Source organism: Aeromonas jandaei (assembly GCF_037890695.1).
In the GTDB taxonomy this organism is placed as follows: domain Bacteria; phylum Pseudomonadota; class Gammaproteobacteria; order Enterobacterales; family Aeromonadaceae; genus Aeromonas; species Aeromonas jandaei.
Map to the genome: position 1 here is coordinate 789,105 of NZ_CP149571.1, position 15,848 is coordinate 804,952.

Genomic DNA, 15,848 nt, shown 5'->3' on the forward strand with positions numbered 1-15,848 from the left:
GCTCGAAAACCTCGCAAACTCAGGGCTACACGCTCAACTCCACGAATTGCCGTTTCACCGCTGCGGGGACTGTCTTGTATTTATTTGAAAATCTTAAAGAAATAGCCAGTTCCTACCTGCCGCCCGAGCAGGTCGAGAAGCTCAGGCAAGCCTATGTGGTGGCCCGTGATGCCCACCAGGGACAGATGCGTTCCAGTGGCGAGCCCTATATCACTCACCCCGTCGCCGTAGCCCGAATTCTGGGCGATATGCGCCTCGATCATGAAACCCTGATGGCCGCCGTGCTGCACGACGTCATTGAGGATACCCCGATCACCAAGGCCGATCTGGCCGAACAGTTTGGCGATGCGGTCGCCGAGCTGGTAGCCGGGGTCTCCAAGCTCGACAAGCTGAAGTTTCGCGATCGCAAAGAGGCTCAGGCCGAGAACTTCCGCAAAATGGTGATGGCGATGACCCAGGATATCCGGGTCATTCTGATCAAGCTTGCCGACCGCACCCACAATATGCGCACCCTGGGCTCTCTGCGCCCTGACAAGCGCCGCCGCATCGCCCGGGAAACCCTCGAAATCTTCGCCCCCATCGCCAACCGCCTCGGTATTCACACCATGAAGAACGAGCTGGAAGAGCTGGGCTTCGAGGCGCTCTATCCAATGCGCTCCCGCGTGTTGCGCGAATCGGTGCGCCGCGCCCGTGGCAATCGCCGCGAGATTATCGACTCCATCCAGAGCGAAATCAGCGGGCGCCTGCGTGAGGCTGGGATCGAACATCAGGTCAGTGGCCGCGAGAAGAACCTCTTCTCCATCTACAACAAGATGGAGAAAAAAGAGCTGCAATTTCATGAGGTAATGGATATCTACGCCTTTCGGGTCAAGGTGAAGGACATAGATACCTGTTACCGGGTGCTGGGGCAGATGCACAGCCTCTACAAGCCGCGCCCCGGCCGCTTCAAGGATTACATCGCCATCCCCAAGACCAACGGCTACCAGTCGCTGCACACCTCGCTGGTGGGTCCGCACGGGGTGCCGGTGGAGGTGCAGATCCGCACCGAATTTATGGATCAGATGGCCGATAAAGGGGTTGCCGCCCACTGGGCCTACAAGCAGGATGGAGACAGCTCGGGCACCACTGCCCAGATCCGCGCCCAGCGCTGGATGCAGAGCCTGCTGGAATTGCAGCAGAGCGCTGGCAGCTCGTTTGAATTTATCGAAGGGGTCAAAACCGACCTCTTCCCTGACGAAATCTACGTCTTTACCCCCGAAGGGCGCATCATGGAACTGCCCGCAGGCGCCACGCCAGTGGACTTCGCCTACACGGTGCACACCGATATCGGCCACGCCTGTGTCGGTTCGCGGGTCGACCGCCACCCCTACCCGCTCAGCAGCCCGCTGCACTCGGGCCAGACGGTGGAGATCATTACGGCGCCGGGCGCCCGTCCCAACGCGGCCTGGCTCAACTTCGTGGTGACCACCAAGGCACGTTCCAAGATCCGCCAGTTCCTCAAGAACCTGCGCACCGAAGAGTCGGTGGTGCTGGGTCGTCGCCTGCTCAACCATGCGCTGGGCGCCAAGAATATCGAAGACATCCCCGAGCCGCGCATCAAACAGGTGCTGGCCGATACCAAGCACGAGAACCTGCAAGGCCTGCTGGCCGATGTGGGCCTCGGCAACGCCATGAGCGTCATGGTGGCGCGCCGCATGCTGGGGGATGAACTGCCGCCGGAAGAACAGCCCAAAACCAGCAGCAAGAAGATGCCGATCAAGGGTGCCGACGGCATGCTGGTCACCTTCGCCAACTGCTGCCGTCCGATCCCGGGGGATGCCATCATCGCCCACATCAGCCCGGGCAAGGGTCTGGTGATCCACCAGGAAGCCTGTCGCAACATCAAGGGCTACAGCAAGGAGCCGGACAAGTACTTGCCGGTACAGTGGGAAGTGGACAAGGAGCAGGAACAGGAGTTCCGCACCGGCATCAGCATCGAGATCATCAATCATCAGGGTGCGCTGGCCGAACTGGCCAACGTGATTGCCGCCACCGGTGCCAACATTCACGCCATCAGCACCGAAGAGAAGGATGGCCGGGTCTATCAGGTGAGCCTGCTCATCACCACCAAGAGCCGCATCCATCTGGCCAACATCATGCGCAAGATCCGCGTCATGCCCAACGTGCTCAAGGTGAGCCGGCAAAAGAACTGATCACACAGGCGGCGCAAGCCGCCTGCTGCTTTTTAAGAGACAACCATGACCCCCGAACGCTTCAAGCGCATCACCGATATGCTGGCCCAGCGTCAGCTCGATTTGACCGTCTGTATGGAAGAGGTGCACAAACCTCACAATCTGGCTGCCATCGTGCGTACCGCCGATGCTATCGGTATCCACCGGGTACACGCAGTGTGGCCCAAAACCTGGATCCACAAGCGCAAGGGCACCGCCCGCGGCAGCCAGAACTGGGTGGATGTAAAACTGCACCCGGATATCGGCAGCGCGGTCGCCGAGCTGAAAGCCTCCGGCATGCAGATCCTGGCGACCCATCTCTCCGACAGCTCGGTCGATTTTCGCGCCATCGACTACACCAAACCGACCGCCATTCTGGTGGGACAGGAGAAACACGGCATCGGTGAAGAGGCGCTGGCGCTGGCCGATCACCATATCGTCATCCCCATGGTGGGTATGGTGCAATCCCTCAACGTCTCGGTGGCCGCAGCCGCCATCCTCTACGAGGCACAGCGCCAGCGCGAGCTGGCCGGTTGCTATCAACGCGGCTGCCCGCTCACTCCGGAGGAGCAGAACAGCATCCTGTTCGAGGGTGGATATCCCATCTATGCCCAGCTCTGCAAAGAGAAAGAGATGCCCTACCCCCAGCTCGGCCCTGCCGGTGAAATTCTGGCGGACGAAGAGTGGTGGCAGCGGATGCAGTTGACCCGCAAAGGCTGGGCGCAGCAGAGCGAGCAGGACGATCAGCAGGAGACGTGATGGAGAACCCTTTTGGCAGCTGGCTGGAGTCCCGCATCATCCGGGACCACCTGACCAATCCGAACATAGAGGCCGGCGACTATAGCTACTACTCCGGCTACTACCACGGCAAGCCGTTCGAGGATCACTGTGTCCGTTATTTACTCGGGGATGGCTCGACCAGAGCAAGCTGGGACAGCGGCGAGTGGGGTACAGAAGTAGACCGCCTGATCATCGGCAAGTTCTGCTCCATCGCCTCGGGCGCCACTTTCATGCTGGCAGGCAATCAGGGCCACCGGCTGGATTGGGTCTCCACCTTCCCGTTCAACCCTGACACCTTTGGCGAAGGGGCCCGTAGTGGCTTTCTGCGCAAAGGAGATACCCGGATCGGCAACGATGTCTGGATCGGTTCGGAGGCGATGATCATGCCCAGCATCACCATAGGTGATGGCGCCGTCATCGCCACTCGTGCCGTGGTGACCAAGGATGTGGCCCCTTACACCATAGTCGGCGGCAATCCGGCCCAACCTATCCGCCGCCGTTTCAACGATGAGCAGATCGCCATGCTGCAAGAGATGCAGTGGTGGGACTGGCCTCTGCCCACACTGCAAAGCGCCATGTCGCTGCTCTGTTCCGGCGACATCGCAATGCTTTATCAATACTGGCAAACGGAGTGTGCCTGATGAAATCCCTCTCGATTCCCCTGTTGGCCCTGACCCTGTTTTCTGCCGGAGCCCTTGCCGTGACCAATCCGTATGCGCTGACCAGCGAAGCCGATGTGCCCACCCTCTACCAGCAAACCCTGCCCGACTTCTGGCGCCAGCATGCCATAGAAGGAGAGTTCAAGGGCAAGGATGGCATCGCCATCCGCTATGCCGCGCTGCGGCAGGAGAAGGTTGATCGCGCCATCCTGATCGTCAACGGCCGGGTAGAAAGCTACCTCAAGTATCAGGAGCTGGCATGGGATCTCTGGCGCCAGGGCTACAGCCTCTACCTTATCGACCATCGTGGTCAGGGGATGTCCGGCCGCATGCTGAACGACCATGATAAGGGTTATGTCGACCAGTTCGACGATTATGTCGTCGATCTGAAGCAGTTTCACGACCAGATAATCATGGCGGACAAGCCCGCCAAGCTGTTCCTGCTGGCTCACTCCATGGGGGGGGCCATCTCGGCCCGCTATCTGGAGCGCTGGCCCGATGATATCCGCGCCGCCGTGCTCTCCTCCCCCATGCTGGGCATCAATCTGGGCGGCCTGCCCAAATGGCTGGCCAAGGGACTGGCCACCACCATAGGCACACTCGGCGGCTGGTTTGGCGAACCACCCTATGGGCCGGGTCAGGGCCCCTATCAGGATCATGGCTTTGCCGATAACGAGCTGACTCACAGCCAGTCACGCTATCAGGCTTTCCGCCAGATTTATGAGCAGCACCCGCAGATCAAGCTGGGGGGGGCCACCGCCCACTGGATTTATCAGGGGATCACCGGTGCCGATGCCGCCATCGCCGATGCGAACGCCATCAAGACGCCGCTTCTGCTGCTGCAGGCTGGCAACGACAGCGTGGTGGACAACGCGGCGCAGGATGCGTTTTGCACCAAAGCCAGCTGTGAAGGGGGCAAACCGCTGCGAATTGAAGGGGCCTGGCACGAGCTGTTTATCGAATCCGACGACAAGCGCCAGCCCGCACTGACCGCCATGCTCGATTTCTTCGCCCGCTACTAGGCTGGCTATTTTTTGTAACCCTAAATAAATGGGGTGACCATGCAGGCTGGGGTAAACTGCCCCCGCTTTCAATTGATGCCGAGGTAAAGATGTTCAAGGTAGTTGTATCCGATCTCGATGGAACTCTGCTCAACAAGCAGCACCAGATCTCCTCCCGCACCCGGGAGACCGTCCGCCGTCTGGTTGAGCAGGGCGTGAAATTCGTGGTCGCCACCGGCCGTCACCACGTCGATGTACGCAGCTTCCGCGATGCGCTGGGTCTGGATATCTACCTCATCACCTCCAACGGTGCCGTGGTGCATGACAAGCAGGGCAAACTGGTGTTCAACCAGCCTCTGCCGACCGACATCGCCGCCGAGCTGGTTGCACTCGAACGTGACCCTTCCATCCACCTCAACGTCTATCAGGGCGATGACTGGGTGGTCGAGGAGGAGCTGCCCTGGTTGTTGCAATTCCACGACGAATCCGGCTTCACCTATCGTCTGGTCGATGACCTGAAACAGGAGTCGATGGAGCAGATCAACAAGGTCTTCTACATCGGCGAGCACGAGAAGCTGCTGAAGATCGAGGCACACCTCAACCAGCGCTACGGCGACCAGCTCAACGTCACCTTCTCCCTGCCGGATTGCCTCGAAGTGATGCACGCCGGCGTCCACAAGGGCAATGCCGTGCGCGCCGTACTGGAGCAACACGGGCTGGAGATGTCCCAGGCCATCGCCTTCGGTGACGGTATGAACGACTTCGAAATGCTGAGCATGGTGGGTCGCGGCATCGTCATGGGTAACGCCCACGACCGCCTGAAAATGGCGCTGCCGGAGCATGAGCAAACACTCACCTCCGATGAAGATGGCGTTGCCGTCTATCTGGAGCGCTGTTTCGAACTGGAACCGGTCGCCAGCTAAATAAAAACGGGAACCATCGGGTTCCCGTTTTTATTACTTCCGCCGAAAGCGCTGGTTGTCACCGCCGTGGCACTGCCAGAGGATCAGGGAAGTGCCATTGGCGCTTCCCCTCTGAGCAACATCCAGACAGAGCTTGCTGCTGCGGCTGATGAGCCGATCTCGCTCCCAGCGCCACTGCTGGTTGTCGCCACCATGGCAATCCCAGGCAATCACCTTGGCACCGGCATCGCGGCCACCATCGGCAACATCCAAACACTTGTCGCCAACCCTTATGGCATTGCCATCAAGACGAAAACGCTGGTTATCCCCGTCGTGACAATCCCATAGCTGCAAGCGGTTACCATTACGTACACCACCGGCAATATCGAGACATTTGCCATTGGCAGCCACGATTTGCCCGCCATGATCTTCCCGGGCGCGAGCCTCTTTCTTTTCCTGCTTGTGGCCGTAATACGCAGCGGCACCGATGGCGCCAATCACCACAGTGCCCAACAGCAGATCAGAAGAGTCGAGATTCTGGCACCCTCCCAGAGAGAGCGACAGACATGCAGCAATCAGAGGTGACGGGCGAATCATTCAATCCCCCCGACCAGAAAGCTCTGGTTGGCCCCACCGTAACAGTCGGCCAGACGCAGAGGCGTATTCGCAGAGTGACGTCGGCCAGCGACGTCCAGACAACGGGAGACCTTGCTGTTAAAGAGTTTGTCCTCCTGCCACACCCACTGCGCATGGCCATCACAGGGCGCCAGCATCAGCTCATTGCTGTTCTTGGCCTGCAAGCAGGTCTGCTGCAACTTCAACTCGCCAAGATCCCACTCCAATGGTTGTGCATCTTTATCAGTGCAAACCTGTGTCACCGCCTGCTGACGGGCAATGCCGACACAAAAACCGTTGTTGGTCAGTAAAAGTGAGGGGGCTGACTCGCTCTGCGGATGGGCAACCACGATCGTGCTCAGCATCTCATCGGTCGATGGCGGTTTAAGGGTACACCCGCCCAGTACCATGGCCGCCATAAGTGCGGGGTAGCGGGAGAAAATCGAAATTCTGTTATGCATAAAAACAAGCCTGAAAGAGGTCTGTGACATCCGGTCACCAAGGACTCCAGCTGGCAGGATAACTGAAGAGAGGGCAAGACTGTCCGGATAGAGTGTAAACAGACGTTACAGCAACGTGGAAAAACGAAGATGGGAGCGGCAGAAAGCAAAAAACCTCGCCGAAGCGAGGTTTTTCAGAATGTGGTCGGTGATAAAGGATTCGAACCTTTGACCCTCTGGTCCCAAACCAGATGCGCTACCGGGCTGCGCTAATCACCGATAATATTTTGTCTTACAAAAAACAAAGACGACCTGATGGTCATCCTCGTTATACAGCAAGTATGGTGCGAAGAGAGGGACTCGAACCCTCACACCCGGGGGGCACTAACACCTGAAGCTAGCGCGTCTACCAATTCCGCCACCTTCGCGTACCTGACAAGCTGTAAAATGGGGTGGCTGATGGGGCTCGAACCCACGACAACCGGAATCACAATCCGGGACTCTACCAACTGAGCTACAGCCACCACAGCTGTTTTCGTTCTACAACAACGCCCGTTTAACCGGCGCACTTTGGATGGTGCGCCCGACAGGATTCGAACCTGTGACCTCTGCCTCCGGAGGGCAGCGCTCTATCCAGCTGAGCTACGGGCGCTACGCTGTCGAACGGGGCGCAATATTAATGATGGGGGGCATGCTTGTCTACACTTTTTTTGTCCCTTTGCGCCAAGCGTTGTTTTTTCAAACAAACAGAGCGTTTTTGGCTCATTTTTTCCCCTACAACACACCCGCTGCTTCGCCTGGATGATCGCTTCCGGCGCTATTTTCCGTATTAACCATGTTGCCGCCTTGACTTGATCTCTTCCCCACCTAGAATGAATGAACGTTCATTCACGAGTTCATTCTGATGAGTCACGACAAGAAAGAGATCATCTTCAATGCCGCCCATGAGGTGCTGGGTGAACGGGGTTTTCATGGCCTGTCGATCGCCGAAGTCGCCAAGAAAGCCGGCGTCGCCGCCGGCACCATCTATCGCTACTTCAATGACAAGGATGACCTGATTCGACAGTTGCATCAGCACACGATATTGCAGTGCGTGCCGCTGGTCATAAGAGAAGTGAATTTCAATGAAGTTTCATTTCAACAATTTCGACAATTATGGCTCAATATTCATGCCATTTTTGTGAACGAACCCAACGCTCTGAAATGCAAATTACAGTATGAGAGCTCGCCCCTCGGGGCCGAGCTGGCCACCAATCCTGTTCTGCTGTCGGCATGGGAGCCACTGGACAGATTTTTTGAGCGAGGTGTTGAGCAAGAATTGTTTATTGATTTACCGATACGAGCACTCCAGGTATTGAGCCTGGACAGTGTGGTACACCTGGCCCTGCAGTGCGGGGTTCACAAGATCACGCTGACCGAACCGCAGTTGGAAACTGTTATTCGTGCCAGCTGGAATGCAATTTTATCTCCCAATACTTCCACCTCAGGAGCCTGTTCATGAAAAAGTGGATGGCCATTATGTTGCTGATAGCGATCGCCTTGTTTGGCAGCGTCATCGGCTTCAACTTGTTTAAACAGAAGATGATCGCCAAATACATGGCCAACCGGCCGGAACCCGAGTTCCCGGTAACGGCGATGGTCACCAAGGCGCAAGACTGGATCCCGACCATCGAGGCGATCGGCTTCATCGAGCCGAATCAGGGGGTTACCCTCTCGACCGAGCTGGCCGGCACCATTGATGCCATCACCTTCGAATCAGGCAAGCCGGTCAAGGCTGACCAGCTGCTGCTGAGCCTCGACTCCAGCGTGGAGAAGGCCAATCTGCGCGCCTCCCAGGCCAAGCTGCCGGCGGCAAAAGCCAAATTTGACCGCTTCCAGAACCTCTACAAGACCAGCTCCATCTCCAAAGAGCAGCTGGATGAGGCGGAAGCAGCCTATCGTTCGCTGGAAGCGGATATCGAGAGTCTGAAGGCGACCATTGCCCGTCGTGAAGTCCGCGCCCCCTTCAGCGGCGTGGTCGGTCTACGCAATGTCTTCCTTGGTCAGTACCTGCAACCGGGTACCGATATCGTGCGTCTGGAAGACACCAGCGTGATGCGTCTGCGTTTCACCGTACCCCAGACCGATATCTCCAAAATCAAGCTGGGTCAGATCATCAAAATCAATGTGGATGCCTATCCCCAGACCCAGTTTGATGGCCATATCACCGCCATCGAGCCTGCCGTCAACTACCAGAGCGGCCTGATCCAGGTGCAGGCAGATATCCCGAACAACGATGGCCAGCTCCGCTCCGGCATGTTTGCCCGCGCCAGCATCATCCTGCCTACCGTACAGAACCAGATCGTGGTGCCGCAGTCTGCCATCTCCTTCACTCTCTACGGTCAGAACGTCTACGTGCTCAAAGAGAGCGAAGAGACCGACAAAGAGGGCAAGAAGGTGATGGTCAAACGCGCCAAGCAGGTAGTCGTCAAGGCGGGTGAGCGCCGTGGCAATGACGTGCACGTGCTCTCCGGCATCCAGGCTGGCGACGAGATCGTACTGTCAGGCCAGGTTCGTCTGAGCAATGACACCAAGGTGCATGTGGTCGAGAACGATGCTCTGGCCGTTCCGGCACAAACCCCGATGCTGTAAGCGCGGAGATCTGCGATGCGATTTACTGACATATTCATAAAACGACCCGTGCTGGCAATCTCGCTCAGCTTCCTGATTGCCCTGCTGGGCTTTCAGGCAGTATTCAAGATGCAGGTACGGGAATACCCCGAGGTGACCAACACGGTGATCACGGTTAGCACCAGCTATTACGGTGCCAGTGCCGACCTGATCCAGGGGTTCATCACCCAGCCGCTCGAACAGGCGGTCGCGCAAGCCGACAACATCGACTTCATGACCTCCTCCAGCCAGCTGGGCAGCTCCACCGTCACCGCGTACATGAAGCTCAACACCGACCCGAATGCCGCGCTGTCCGACATCCTGGCCAAGGTCAACTCGGTGCGCTCCCAGTTGCCCAAAGAGGCGGAAGACCCCTCGGTCACCTCCTCCACCGGTTCAACCACAGCGGTGCTCTACCTCGGCTTCACCAGCCCGGAGCTCAACTCCAGCCAGATCACCGACTATCTGGAGCGGGTTATCAAACCGCAGCTCTTTACCGTCGGCGGGGTCTCCAAGGTTGACCTCTACGGTGGTGTGAAGTTTGCGCTGCGGGTATGGCTGGATCCGGCCAAGATGGCGGCGTTCAATCTGACCGCCAGCGACGTGATGACAGTGCTCAATAGCAACAACTATCAGTCTGCAACGGGTCAGGCGACCGGTTACTTCACCCTCTTCAACGGCAATGCCGAAACGCAGGTCGGTGATATCGAAGAGCTGAAGCGTCTGGTGGTAGCCAGCCGTGACAGCAAGGTGATCCGTCTCTCCGACATCGCCAAGGTCACGATGGAGAAGAGCCACGACGTCTACCGCGCCAGCGCCAACGGCCGTGAAGCCGTGGTTATGGCGGTCAACGCCGCGCCGACAGCCAACCCCATCAACATCGCCCACGATGTACTGGAGCTGCTGCCGAGTCTGAAGCGCAACATGCCGAGCACCATGCAGGTGAACGTGCTGTATGACTCCACCATCGCCATCAACGAATCGATCAGCGAGGTTATCAAGACCATTCTGGAAGCGGCCGCCATCGTACTGGTGGTGATTACCCTGTTCCTGGGCTCGTTCCGCGCGGTCATCATCCCGATCATCACCATCCCGCTCAGTCTTATCGGCGTGGTGATGATGATGGACATGTTCGGCTTCTCGATAAACCTGATGACCCTGCTGGCGATGGTTCTGGCCATCGGTCTGGTGGTGGATGACGCCATCGTGGTACTGGAGAACGTGAACCGTCACATCAAGGAAGGTGAAGAGCCCTTCCGGGCAGCCATTATCGGTACTCGCGAAATCGCCGTGCCGGTTATCGCCATGACCGTCACGCTGGCGGCGGTATACGCGCCTATCGCCCTGATGGGCGGTATCACCGGCTCGCTATTCAAGGAGTTTGCCCTGACTCTGGCTGGCGCCGTGTTTGTCTCGGGCATCATCGCCCTGACCCTGTCGCCGATGATGTGCTCCAAGATGCTCAGAGCCAACCAGACGCCAAGCAAGTTCGAGAGCACTGTCCACCACCTGCTGGAGCGGATGACCGATCGCTATGACCGCATGCTGCACGCCGTGATGCAAAAACGCATCGTGGTAGTGGTCTTTGCCATCATCGTCTTCGCCAGCCTGCCGCTACTGTTCAAGTTCATCCCGAGCGAGCTGGCACCGTCGGAAGATAAAGGGGTAATGGCGGTACTGGGGACAGCCCCCTCCAACGCCAACCTGGACTACATCGAAAACACCATGGCCGATGTGAACAAGATCCTGGACGAGCAGCCGGAAATCGCCTACTCCCAGGTCTTCTCTGGTGTGTTCAACTCCAACCAGGCGTTCGGTATCGCCTCCATGGTGCCCTGGAGCCAGCGTGAAGCGAGCCAGAAAGAGGTACTGGATCGCGTCGCCAAACTGGTGAAAGACATCCCGGGCATGGCCATCACCACCTTCCAGTTCCCTGAACTGCCGGGTGCTTCCAGCGGTCTGCCGATCCAGTTCGTCATCACCACTCCGAACAGCTTCGAAAGCCTGTTCCTGGTAGCTGGCGAGATGCTGAGCGCGGCCGAGAGCAATGGTCAGTTCGTCTATTCGGATCTCGATCTGAACTACGACTCTGCCACCATGAAGATCAAGATCGACAAGGACAAGGCAGGTGCCTACGGCATCACCATGCAGGACATCGGTATCACCATGGGCACCATGATGGCGGACGGCTACGTCAACCGTATCGACCTGGATGGCCGCTCTTATGAAGTGATCCCGCAGGTCGAGCGTAAATACCGCCTCAACCCGGAATCCATGAAGGGTTACTACGTCCGAGCCGCTGACGGCAAGTCGATCCCGCTTGGCAGCCTGATCAGCATTGAAGTGGTCGGTGAGCCGCGCGCCCTGCCGCACTTCAACCAGCTGAACTCCGCCACCATAGGTGCGGTTCCGGCCCCCGGGGTTGCCATGGGTGATGCCATCAACTGGTTCAAGACCACTGCCGACGAGAAGCTGCCGCAAGGCTATCGCTACGACTTCATGGGTGAAGCTCGCCAGTTCGTTACCGAAGGTAATGCGCTCTACGCCACCTTCGCGCTGGCACTGGCCATCATCTTCCTGGTGCTGGCCATCCAGTTCGAATCGGTACGTGACCCGCTGGTGATCATGGTCTCGGTTCCGCTGGCCATCAGTGGTGCCCTGATCGCGCTCGCATGGGGTCTGGCGACCATGAACATCTACTCCCAGGTAGGTCTCATCACCCTGGTGGGTCTGATTACCAAACACGGTATTCTGATCTGCGAGGTGGCCAAGGAGGAGCAGCTGTTGCACGGCATGAACCGGATGGAAGCCGTGATGCAGGCCGCCAAAGTGCGTCTGCGTCCGATCCTGATGACCACAGCAGCCATGATTGCCGGTCTGATCCCGCTGCTCTATGCAGCTGGCGCAGGGGCCGCCCAGCGCTTCAGTATCGGTATCGTGATCGTGGCCGGTCTGGCTATCGGCACCCTGTTCACCCTGTTCGTACTGCCGGTGATCTACACCTTCCTGGCGTCCGAACACAAACCGCTACCGGTCTTTGATGAGACCATTCCGCCCAAGGCAAACAGCGGAAACTAAGCGTTCATCTCAAGCAAAAGGCCCCGTAACGGGGCCTTTTTTATGCTTTGCAGGAAAGACGACATAAGTCCATGAAGCAGTTAAACTAAAAAACATCACATCCAGACCGCAAGGACGCCATGTCAGGACATTTCTTCAAGACCGCCAGGGCCGTCGGCCGTAACGGACTCTCATACCGCCTGCTCTCCTACATTCTGGTGTGCAGTACCGTATTGGCGATGGTCATCACTGCACTGCAGCTTGCCTGGGATTACCGCAAGGACGTTGCCGTTATCGAAGACAGCATCGGCCAGATCGAGGCCTCTTTTCTGCAACCTATCGCTGCCAGCTTATGGAACCTGGATGAAGAGCAGGTGAAGGTACAGATCGAGGGCATCATGAACCTGCCCAACATGCAGTTCGTGATGGTCAAGGAGATGCTCGGCAACTCCGAAGTCCCACTACTGACCCAGGGGGTGGAGCGGGAAAGCTACGACATCTCCCGCGAATTCAACCTCACCTATCAAGGCGAAGTGGTGGGCAAGCTGTTCGTAGCAGCCTCGCTGGAGCAGATCTACCAGCGCCTGATCGAGAAATCGGTGCTGATCATGGTCAGCCAGACTATCAAGACGCTGGTGGTCTCGTTTTGCATCCTGATCATCATTTACTATCTGGTGGTTCGTCACATCAACCGCATCGCCAGCTATGCCCAGAAGTTCAATCTGGATCGGCTCGACATGGAGCTTGAGCTGGAGGGGCGCCCCCTGCCCCGCAAAAAGCCTGATGAACTGGATACCCTGGTCGCCACTCTCAACCAGATGCGCACCCGACTGCGCGATGAGCTGCTGGCTCGCCATCAGGCCGTGGAACAGTTGCAACAGGAGCGCGACTTCTCTGCCACTCTGATCAATTCGGCCAACATGGTGATCTGCTGCATGGAGCCGGATCTCACCATCGCCAGCATCAACCCGGCAGCCATCCTGCTAACCGGCTACCACCAGCAGGAGCTGCTGCAACACAACTGGCTCGATCTCTTTGTCAGCAACGCCCAACGTCAGGAGCTGAGCAACATCCTCTCGGCAGAGGGTTCACTCGCCGACAAGGTGGTCATCATGCATGACCAGCAGGCCCATGAACTGGTGCTGCAGTGGACCTTTGTCCCCTTCTACGAGGGGCCCAACCTCAAGTACCAGATCGGGTTTGGCTACGACATCACCCAACTGAAGAAAGTCGAACGGGAGATTATCCAGCTCAACGAGCAGCTGGAAGGTAAGGTTGCCGAGCGGACACGCAGCCTGAGCGAAGCCAACACCCAGCTGGGCAAGGCTTACGACGATCTGAAGCAGGCTCAGCAGACTCTGGTAGAGTCGGAAAAAATGGCGTCCCTCGGTTCACTGGTGGCCGGTGTGGCCCACGAGATCAACACCCCGATCGGTATCAGTGTGACCGCCTCCTCCTATCTGCAGGAGCGGGTTGCCGACTTCAAATCGCACATTGAGTCAAAACAGCTGTCACGCTCCTATCTCAACGAGTTCACCGTCAACCTCGACGAGTCGATGCAACTGCTGCAAGGCAACCTGCGCCGCGCCTCCGAACTGATTGCCAGCTTCAAGCAGGTGGCTGTCGATCAGTCATCGGAAGCGCGCTACAACTTCAGCCTCGCCGACAACCTCCATCAGGTGGTCGTCTCCCTCGGCCACAAGCTGAAAAAGGCCCAGTGCGAGGTCGATATCCAATGCGATCCCAAGCTGTCGATCTTCTCCTTCCCCGGCAGCTTTACCCAAATCTACTCAAACCTGATCCTCAACTCCATCAACCATGGTTTCGACAACTGGGACAAACCCAAGAAGATCACCATCAAGGTGGAGCAGCAGGGAGAAGAGCTGCTGATCGACTACAGCGACAACGGTCGCGGCATTCCGCCGGAGATATTGCCGCGCATCTTCGATCCGTTTGTCACCTCCAAGCGGGGTCAGGGCGGTAGCGGCCTCGGTACCCACATCATCTACAACCTGGTGGTGCAACTGCTGCGCGGCCGCATCCACTGTGCCAGCGAACCGGGCAACGGCGCCGAGTTCCATATTCGCCTGCCGATCCAACATAACTGAGCGCTGGCTCTTGTGAGCCAGCCGCTTTGTCCCCATCATGCTGTGATTGCATTCTTAATGAGCGGAGAACCTCGCAATGGCACAGCATTTTGACTATATCGCCATCGGCGGCGGCAGCGGCGGTATCGCCTCTGCCAACCGGGCTGCCATGTACGGTAAGAAAGTTGCCCTGATTGAAGCCAAAGAGTTGGGTGGAACCTGCGTCAACGTAGGCTGCGTCCCGAAGAAAGCCATGTGGTATGCCGGCCAGCTCGCCGATGCCCTGAAATATGGCGCCGATTACGGCTTCGACACCACTCTCAACCACTTCGACTGGGCCAAGCTGGTCGAGTCCCGCCAGGCCTATATCGGCCGTATCCACACCTCCTATCAGAATGTGCTGGGCAAGAACCAGATTACCGTCATCAAGGGATTCGCTCGCTTCGTCAATAGCAACACGATCGAGGTCAATGGCGAGCAGTACAGCGCAGATCACATCCTGATCGCTACCGGTGGCCGTCCGGAAATTCCGGCCATCCCGGGTGCCGAGCTGGGTATCGACTCCGACGGCTTCTTCGAGCTGCAGGTACAACCGAAACGGGTTGCCGTAGTGGGTGCCGGCTATATCGCCGTCGAGATCGCCGGGGTGATGCAGGCACTGGGCTCCGAGACCCATCTGGTGGTGCGCAAGCACGCGCCGCTGCGCAACTTTGACCCCATGATCCACGAGACTTTGGTGGAGATCATGGCGCAGGAAGGGCCCAAGCTGCACACCCACGCCATTCCCAAGGCCGTGCTCAAGAACGCTGACAACAGCCTGACCCTGCAGCTGGAAGATGGTCGCCACCTCACCGTCGACTGCCTGATCTGGGCCATCGGCCGCGTCCCGGCCACCGACAACCTCAATCTGGCCGCTGCCGGTATCGAACTGGACGAGAAGGGCTTTATCCCGACCGACAAGTTCCAGAATACTGCCGTTGCCAACATCTATGCAGTAGGTGACAACACAGGTCGCATCCAGCTCACGCCGGTAGCCGTCGCAGCGGGCCGTCGCCTCTCCGAACGGCTGTTCAACAACAAGCCGAACGAACATCTCAACTACGATCTGGTGCCGACCGTGGTCTTCAGCCACCCCCCCATCGGCACCATTGGCCTGACCGAGCCGGAAGCCATCGCCGAATATGGCGAGGATCAGGTGAAGGTCTACCGTAGCCAGTTCACCGCCATGTATTCAGCGCTGACCAAGCATCGCCAGCCCACCCGGATGAAACTGGTCTGCGTCGGCCCTGAAGAGAAGGTGGTAGGTCTGCATGGCATCGGCTTTGCCATGGACGAGATCCTGCAAGGCTTTGGCGTCGCCATGAAGATGGGGGCCACCAAGGCGGACTTCGACAACTGTGTCGCAATCCACCCCACCAGTGCGGAAGAGTTTGTGACTATGCGATAAG

The 15,848-nt window shown here is 58.0% G+C and carries 12 protein-coding genes and 4 tRNA genes; 10 read left to right on the plus strand and 6 right to left on the minus strand.

From position 1 onward, the window contains the following. Positions 1-74: 74 nt before the first annotated feature. The 5 genes from spoT (at position 75) to WE862_RS03925 (ending at position 5,573) form a co-directional block, all read left to right on the plus strand. Positions 75-2,192, plus strand: coding sequence for a bifunctional GTP diphosphokinase/guanosine-3',5'-bis pyrophosphate 3'-pyrophosphohydrolase (gene spoT, locus WE862_RS03905; RefSeq protein ID WP_041210828.1), 2,118 nt, complete (start codon positions 75-77; stop codon positions 2,190-2,192). Between the two features lie 45 nt (positions 2,193-2,237). Then, positions 2,238-2,969 carry a tRNA (guanosine(18)-2'-O)-methyltransferase TrmH gene (gene trmH / locus WE862_RS03910; protein ID WP_042031116.1) on the plus strand — a complete coding sequence of 244 codons (732 nt, stop codon included), beginning with the start codon at positions 2,238-2,240 and terminating at the stop codon, positions 2,967-2,969. Then, positions 2,969-3,631: a CatB-related O-acetyltransferase gene (locus tag WE862_RS03915; protein WP_042031115.1), complete on the plus strand. Its 663-nt coding sequence runs from the start codon at positions 2,969-2,971 to the stop codon at positions 3,629-3,631. The genes trmH and WE862_RS03915 overlap by 1 nt, the downstream gene beginning before the upstream one ends. Beyond that, positions 3,631-4,671 (plus strand): alpha/beta fold hydrolase, encoded by a 1,041-nt coding sequence (locus tag WE862_RS03920; protein ID WP_042031114.1) that lies wholly within the window; start codon positions 3,631-3,633, stop codon positions 4,669-4,671. Before WE862_RS03915 ends, WE862_RS03920 begins: the two co-directional genes overlap by 1 nt. Positions 4,672-4,760: 89 nt before the next feature. After that, positions 4,761-5,573: a Cof-type HAD-IIB family hydrolase gene (locus tag WE862_RS03925; protein WP_042031113.1), complete on the plus strand. Its 813-nt coding sequence runs from the start codon at positions 4,761-4,763 to the stop codon at positions 5,571-5,573. Between the two features lie 33 nt (positions 5,574-5,606). Here WE862_RS03925 and WE862_RS03930 read toward each other — a convergent pair whose 3' ends face one another. From WE862_RS03930 to WE862_RS03955, 6 genes are all read right to left on the minus strand, one after another. Further along, the gene (locus WE862_RS03930) at positions 5,607-6,149 is read right to left on the minus strand and encodes an RICIN domain-containing protein (protein WP_225628303.1); all 543 of its coding nucleotides are present in this window, start codon (positions 6,147-6,149) and stop codon (positions 5,607-5,609) included. Beyond that, complete coding sequence (locus WE862_RS03935; protein ID WP_042031112.1) at positions 6,146-6,586, minus strand: RICIN domain-containing protein; 441 nt, start codon at positions 6,584-6,586, stop codon at positions 6,146-6,148. Before WE862_RS03935 ends, WE862_RS03930 begins: the two co-directional genes overlap by 4 nt. Positions 6,587-6,809: 223 nt before the next feature. Beyond that, positions 6,810-6,886 (minus strand) — tRNA-Pro (locus tag WE862_RS03940). A gap of 63 nt (positions 6,887-6,949) precedes the next feature. Beyond that, positions 6,950-7,035 (minus strand) — tRNA-Leu (locus WE862_RS03945). Between the two features lie 20 nt (positions 7,036-7,055). Beyond that, a tRNA-His gene (locus WE862_RS03950) sits at positions 7,056-7,131 on the minus strand. Positions 7,132-7,182: 51 nt separating this feature from the next. Next, positions 7,183-7,259 (minus strand) — tRNA-Arg (locus WE862_RS03955). A gap of 252 nt (positions 7,260-7,511) precedes the next feature. Here WE862_RS03955 and WE862_RS03960 point away from each other — a divergent pair. From WE862_RS03960 to gorA, 5 genes are all read left to right on the plus strand, one after another. Beyond that, a complete protein-coding gene (locus WE862_RS03960) occupies positions 7,512-8,108 on the plus strand; it encodes a TetR/AcrR family transcriptional regulator (protein ID WP_042031111.1) in 597 nt (198 codons plus the stop codon). After that, entirely contained in the window at positions 8,105-9,238 is a 1,134-nt protein-coding gene (locus WE862_RS03965) for an efflux RND transporter periplasmic adaptor subunit (protein ID WP_042031110.1), read from the plus strand. Before WE862_RS03960 ends, WE862_RS03965 begins: the two co-directional genes overlap by 4 nt. A 15-nt stretch (positions 9,239-9,253) precedes the next feature. Next, positions 9,254-12,334 (plus strand): multidrug efflux RND transporter permease subunit, encoded by a 3,081-nt coding sequence (locus tag WE862_RS03970; RefSeq protein ID WP_339058702.1) that lies wholly within the window; start codon positions 9,254-9,256, stop codon positions 12,332-12,334. 119 nt (positions 12,335-12,453) lie between these two features. Continuing rightward, a complete protein-coding gene (locus WE862_RS03975; protein ID WP_042031108.1) occupies positions 12,454-14,421 on the plus strand; it encodes an ATP-binding protein in 1,968 nt (655 codons plus the stop codon). A gap of 76 nt (positions 14,422-14,497) precedes the next feature. Beyond that, entirely contained in the window at positions 14,498-15,847 is a 1,350-nt protein-coding gene (gene gorA, locus WE862_RS03980) for a glutathione-disulfide reductase (RefSeq protein ID WP_042031107.1), read from the plus strand. Position 15,848: the final 1 nt, after the last annotated feature.

Bases quoted from the DNA above. Each gene is read 5' to 3' on its own strand.
- WE862_RS03915 (WP_042031115.1), top strand. From the start codon at position 2,969: ATGGAGAACCCTTTTGGCAGCTGGCTGGAGTCCCGCATCATCCGGGAC.
- WE862_RS03930 (WP_225628303.1), bottom strand. From the start codon at position 6,149: ATGATTCGCCCGTCACCTCTGATTGCTGCATGTCTGTCGCTCTCTCTG.
- WE862_RS03935 (WP_042031112.1), bottom strand. From the start codon at position 6,586: ATGGCGGCCATGGTACTGGGCGGGTGTACCCTTAAACCGCCATCGACC.
- WE862_RS03920 (WP_042031114.1), top strand. From the start codon at position 3,631: ATGAAATCCCTCTCGATTCCCCTGTTGGCCCTGACCCTGTTTTCTGCC.
- WE862_RS03960 (WP_042031111.1), top strand. From the start codon at position 7,512: ATGAGTCACGACAAGAAAGAGATCATCTTCAATGCCGCCCATGAGGTG.
- WE862_RS03970 (WP_339058702.1), top strand. From the start codon at position 9,254: ATGCGATTTACTGACATATTCATAAAACGACCCGTGCTGGCAATCTCG.
- WE862_RS03925 (WP_042031113.1), top strand. From the start codon at position 4,761: ATGTTCAAGGTAGTTGTATCCGATCTCGATGGAACTCTGCTCAACAAG.
- WE862_RS03975 (WP_042031108.1), top strand. From the start codon at position 12,454: ATGTCAGGACATTTCTTCAAGACCGCCAGGGCCGTCGGCCGTAACGGA.
- WE862_RS03965 (WP_042031110.1), top strand. From the start codon at position 8,105: ATGAAAAAGTGGATGGCCATTATGTTGCTGATAGCGATCGCCTTGTTT.
- gorA (WP_042031107.1), top strand. From the start codon at position 14,498: ATGGCACAGCATTTTGACTATATCGCCATCGGCGGCGGCAGCGGCGGT.
- trmH (WP_042031116.1), top strand. From the start codon at position 2,238: ATGACCCCCGAACGCTTCAAGCGCATCACCGATATGCTGGCCCAGCGT.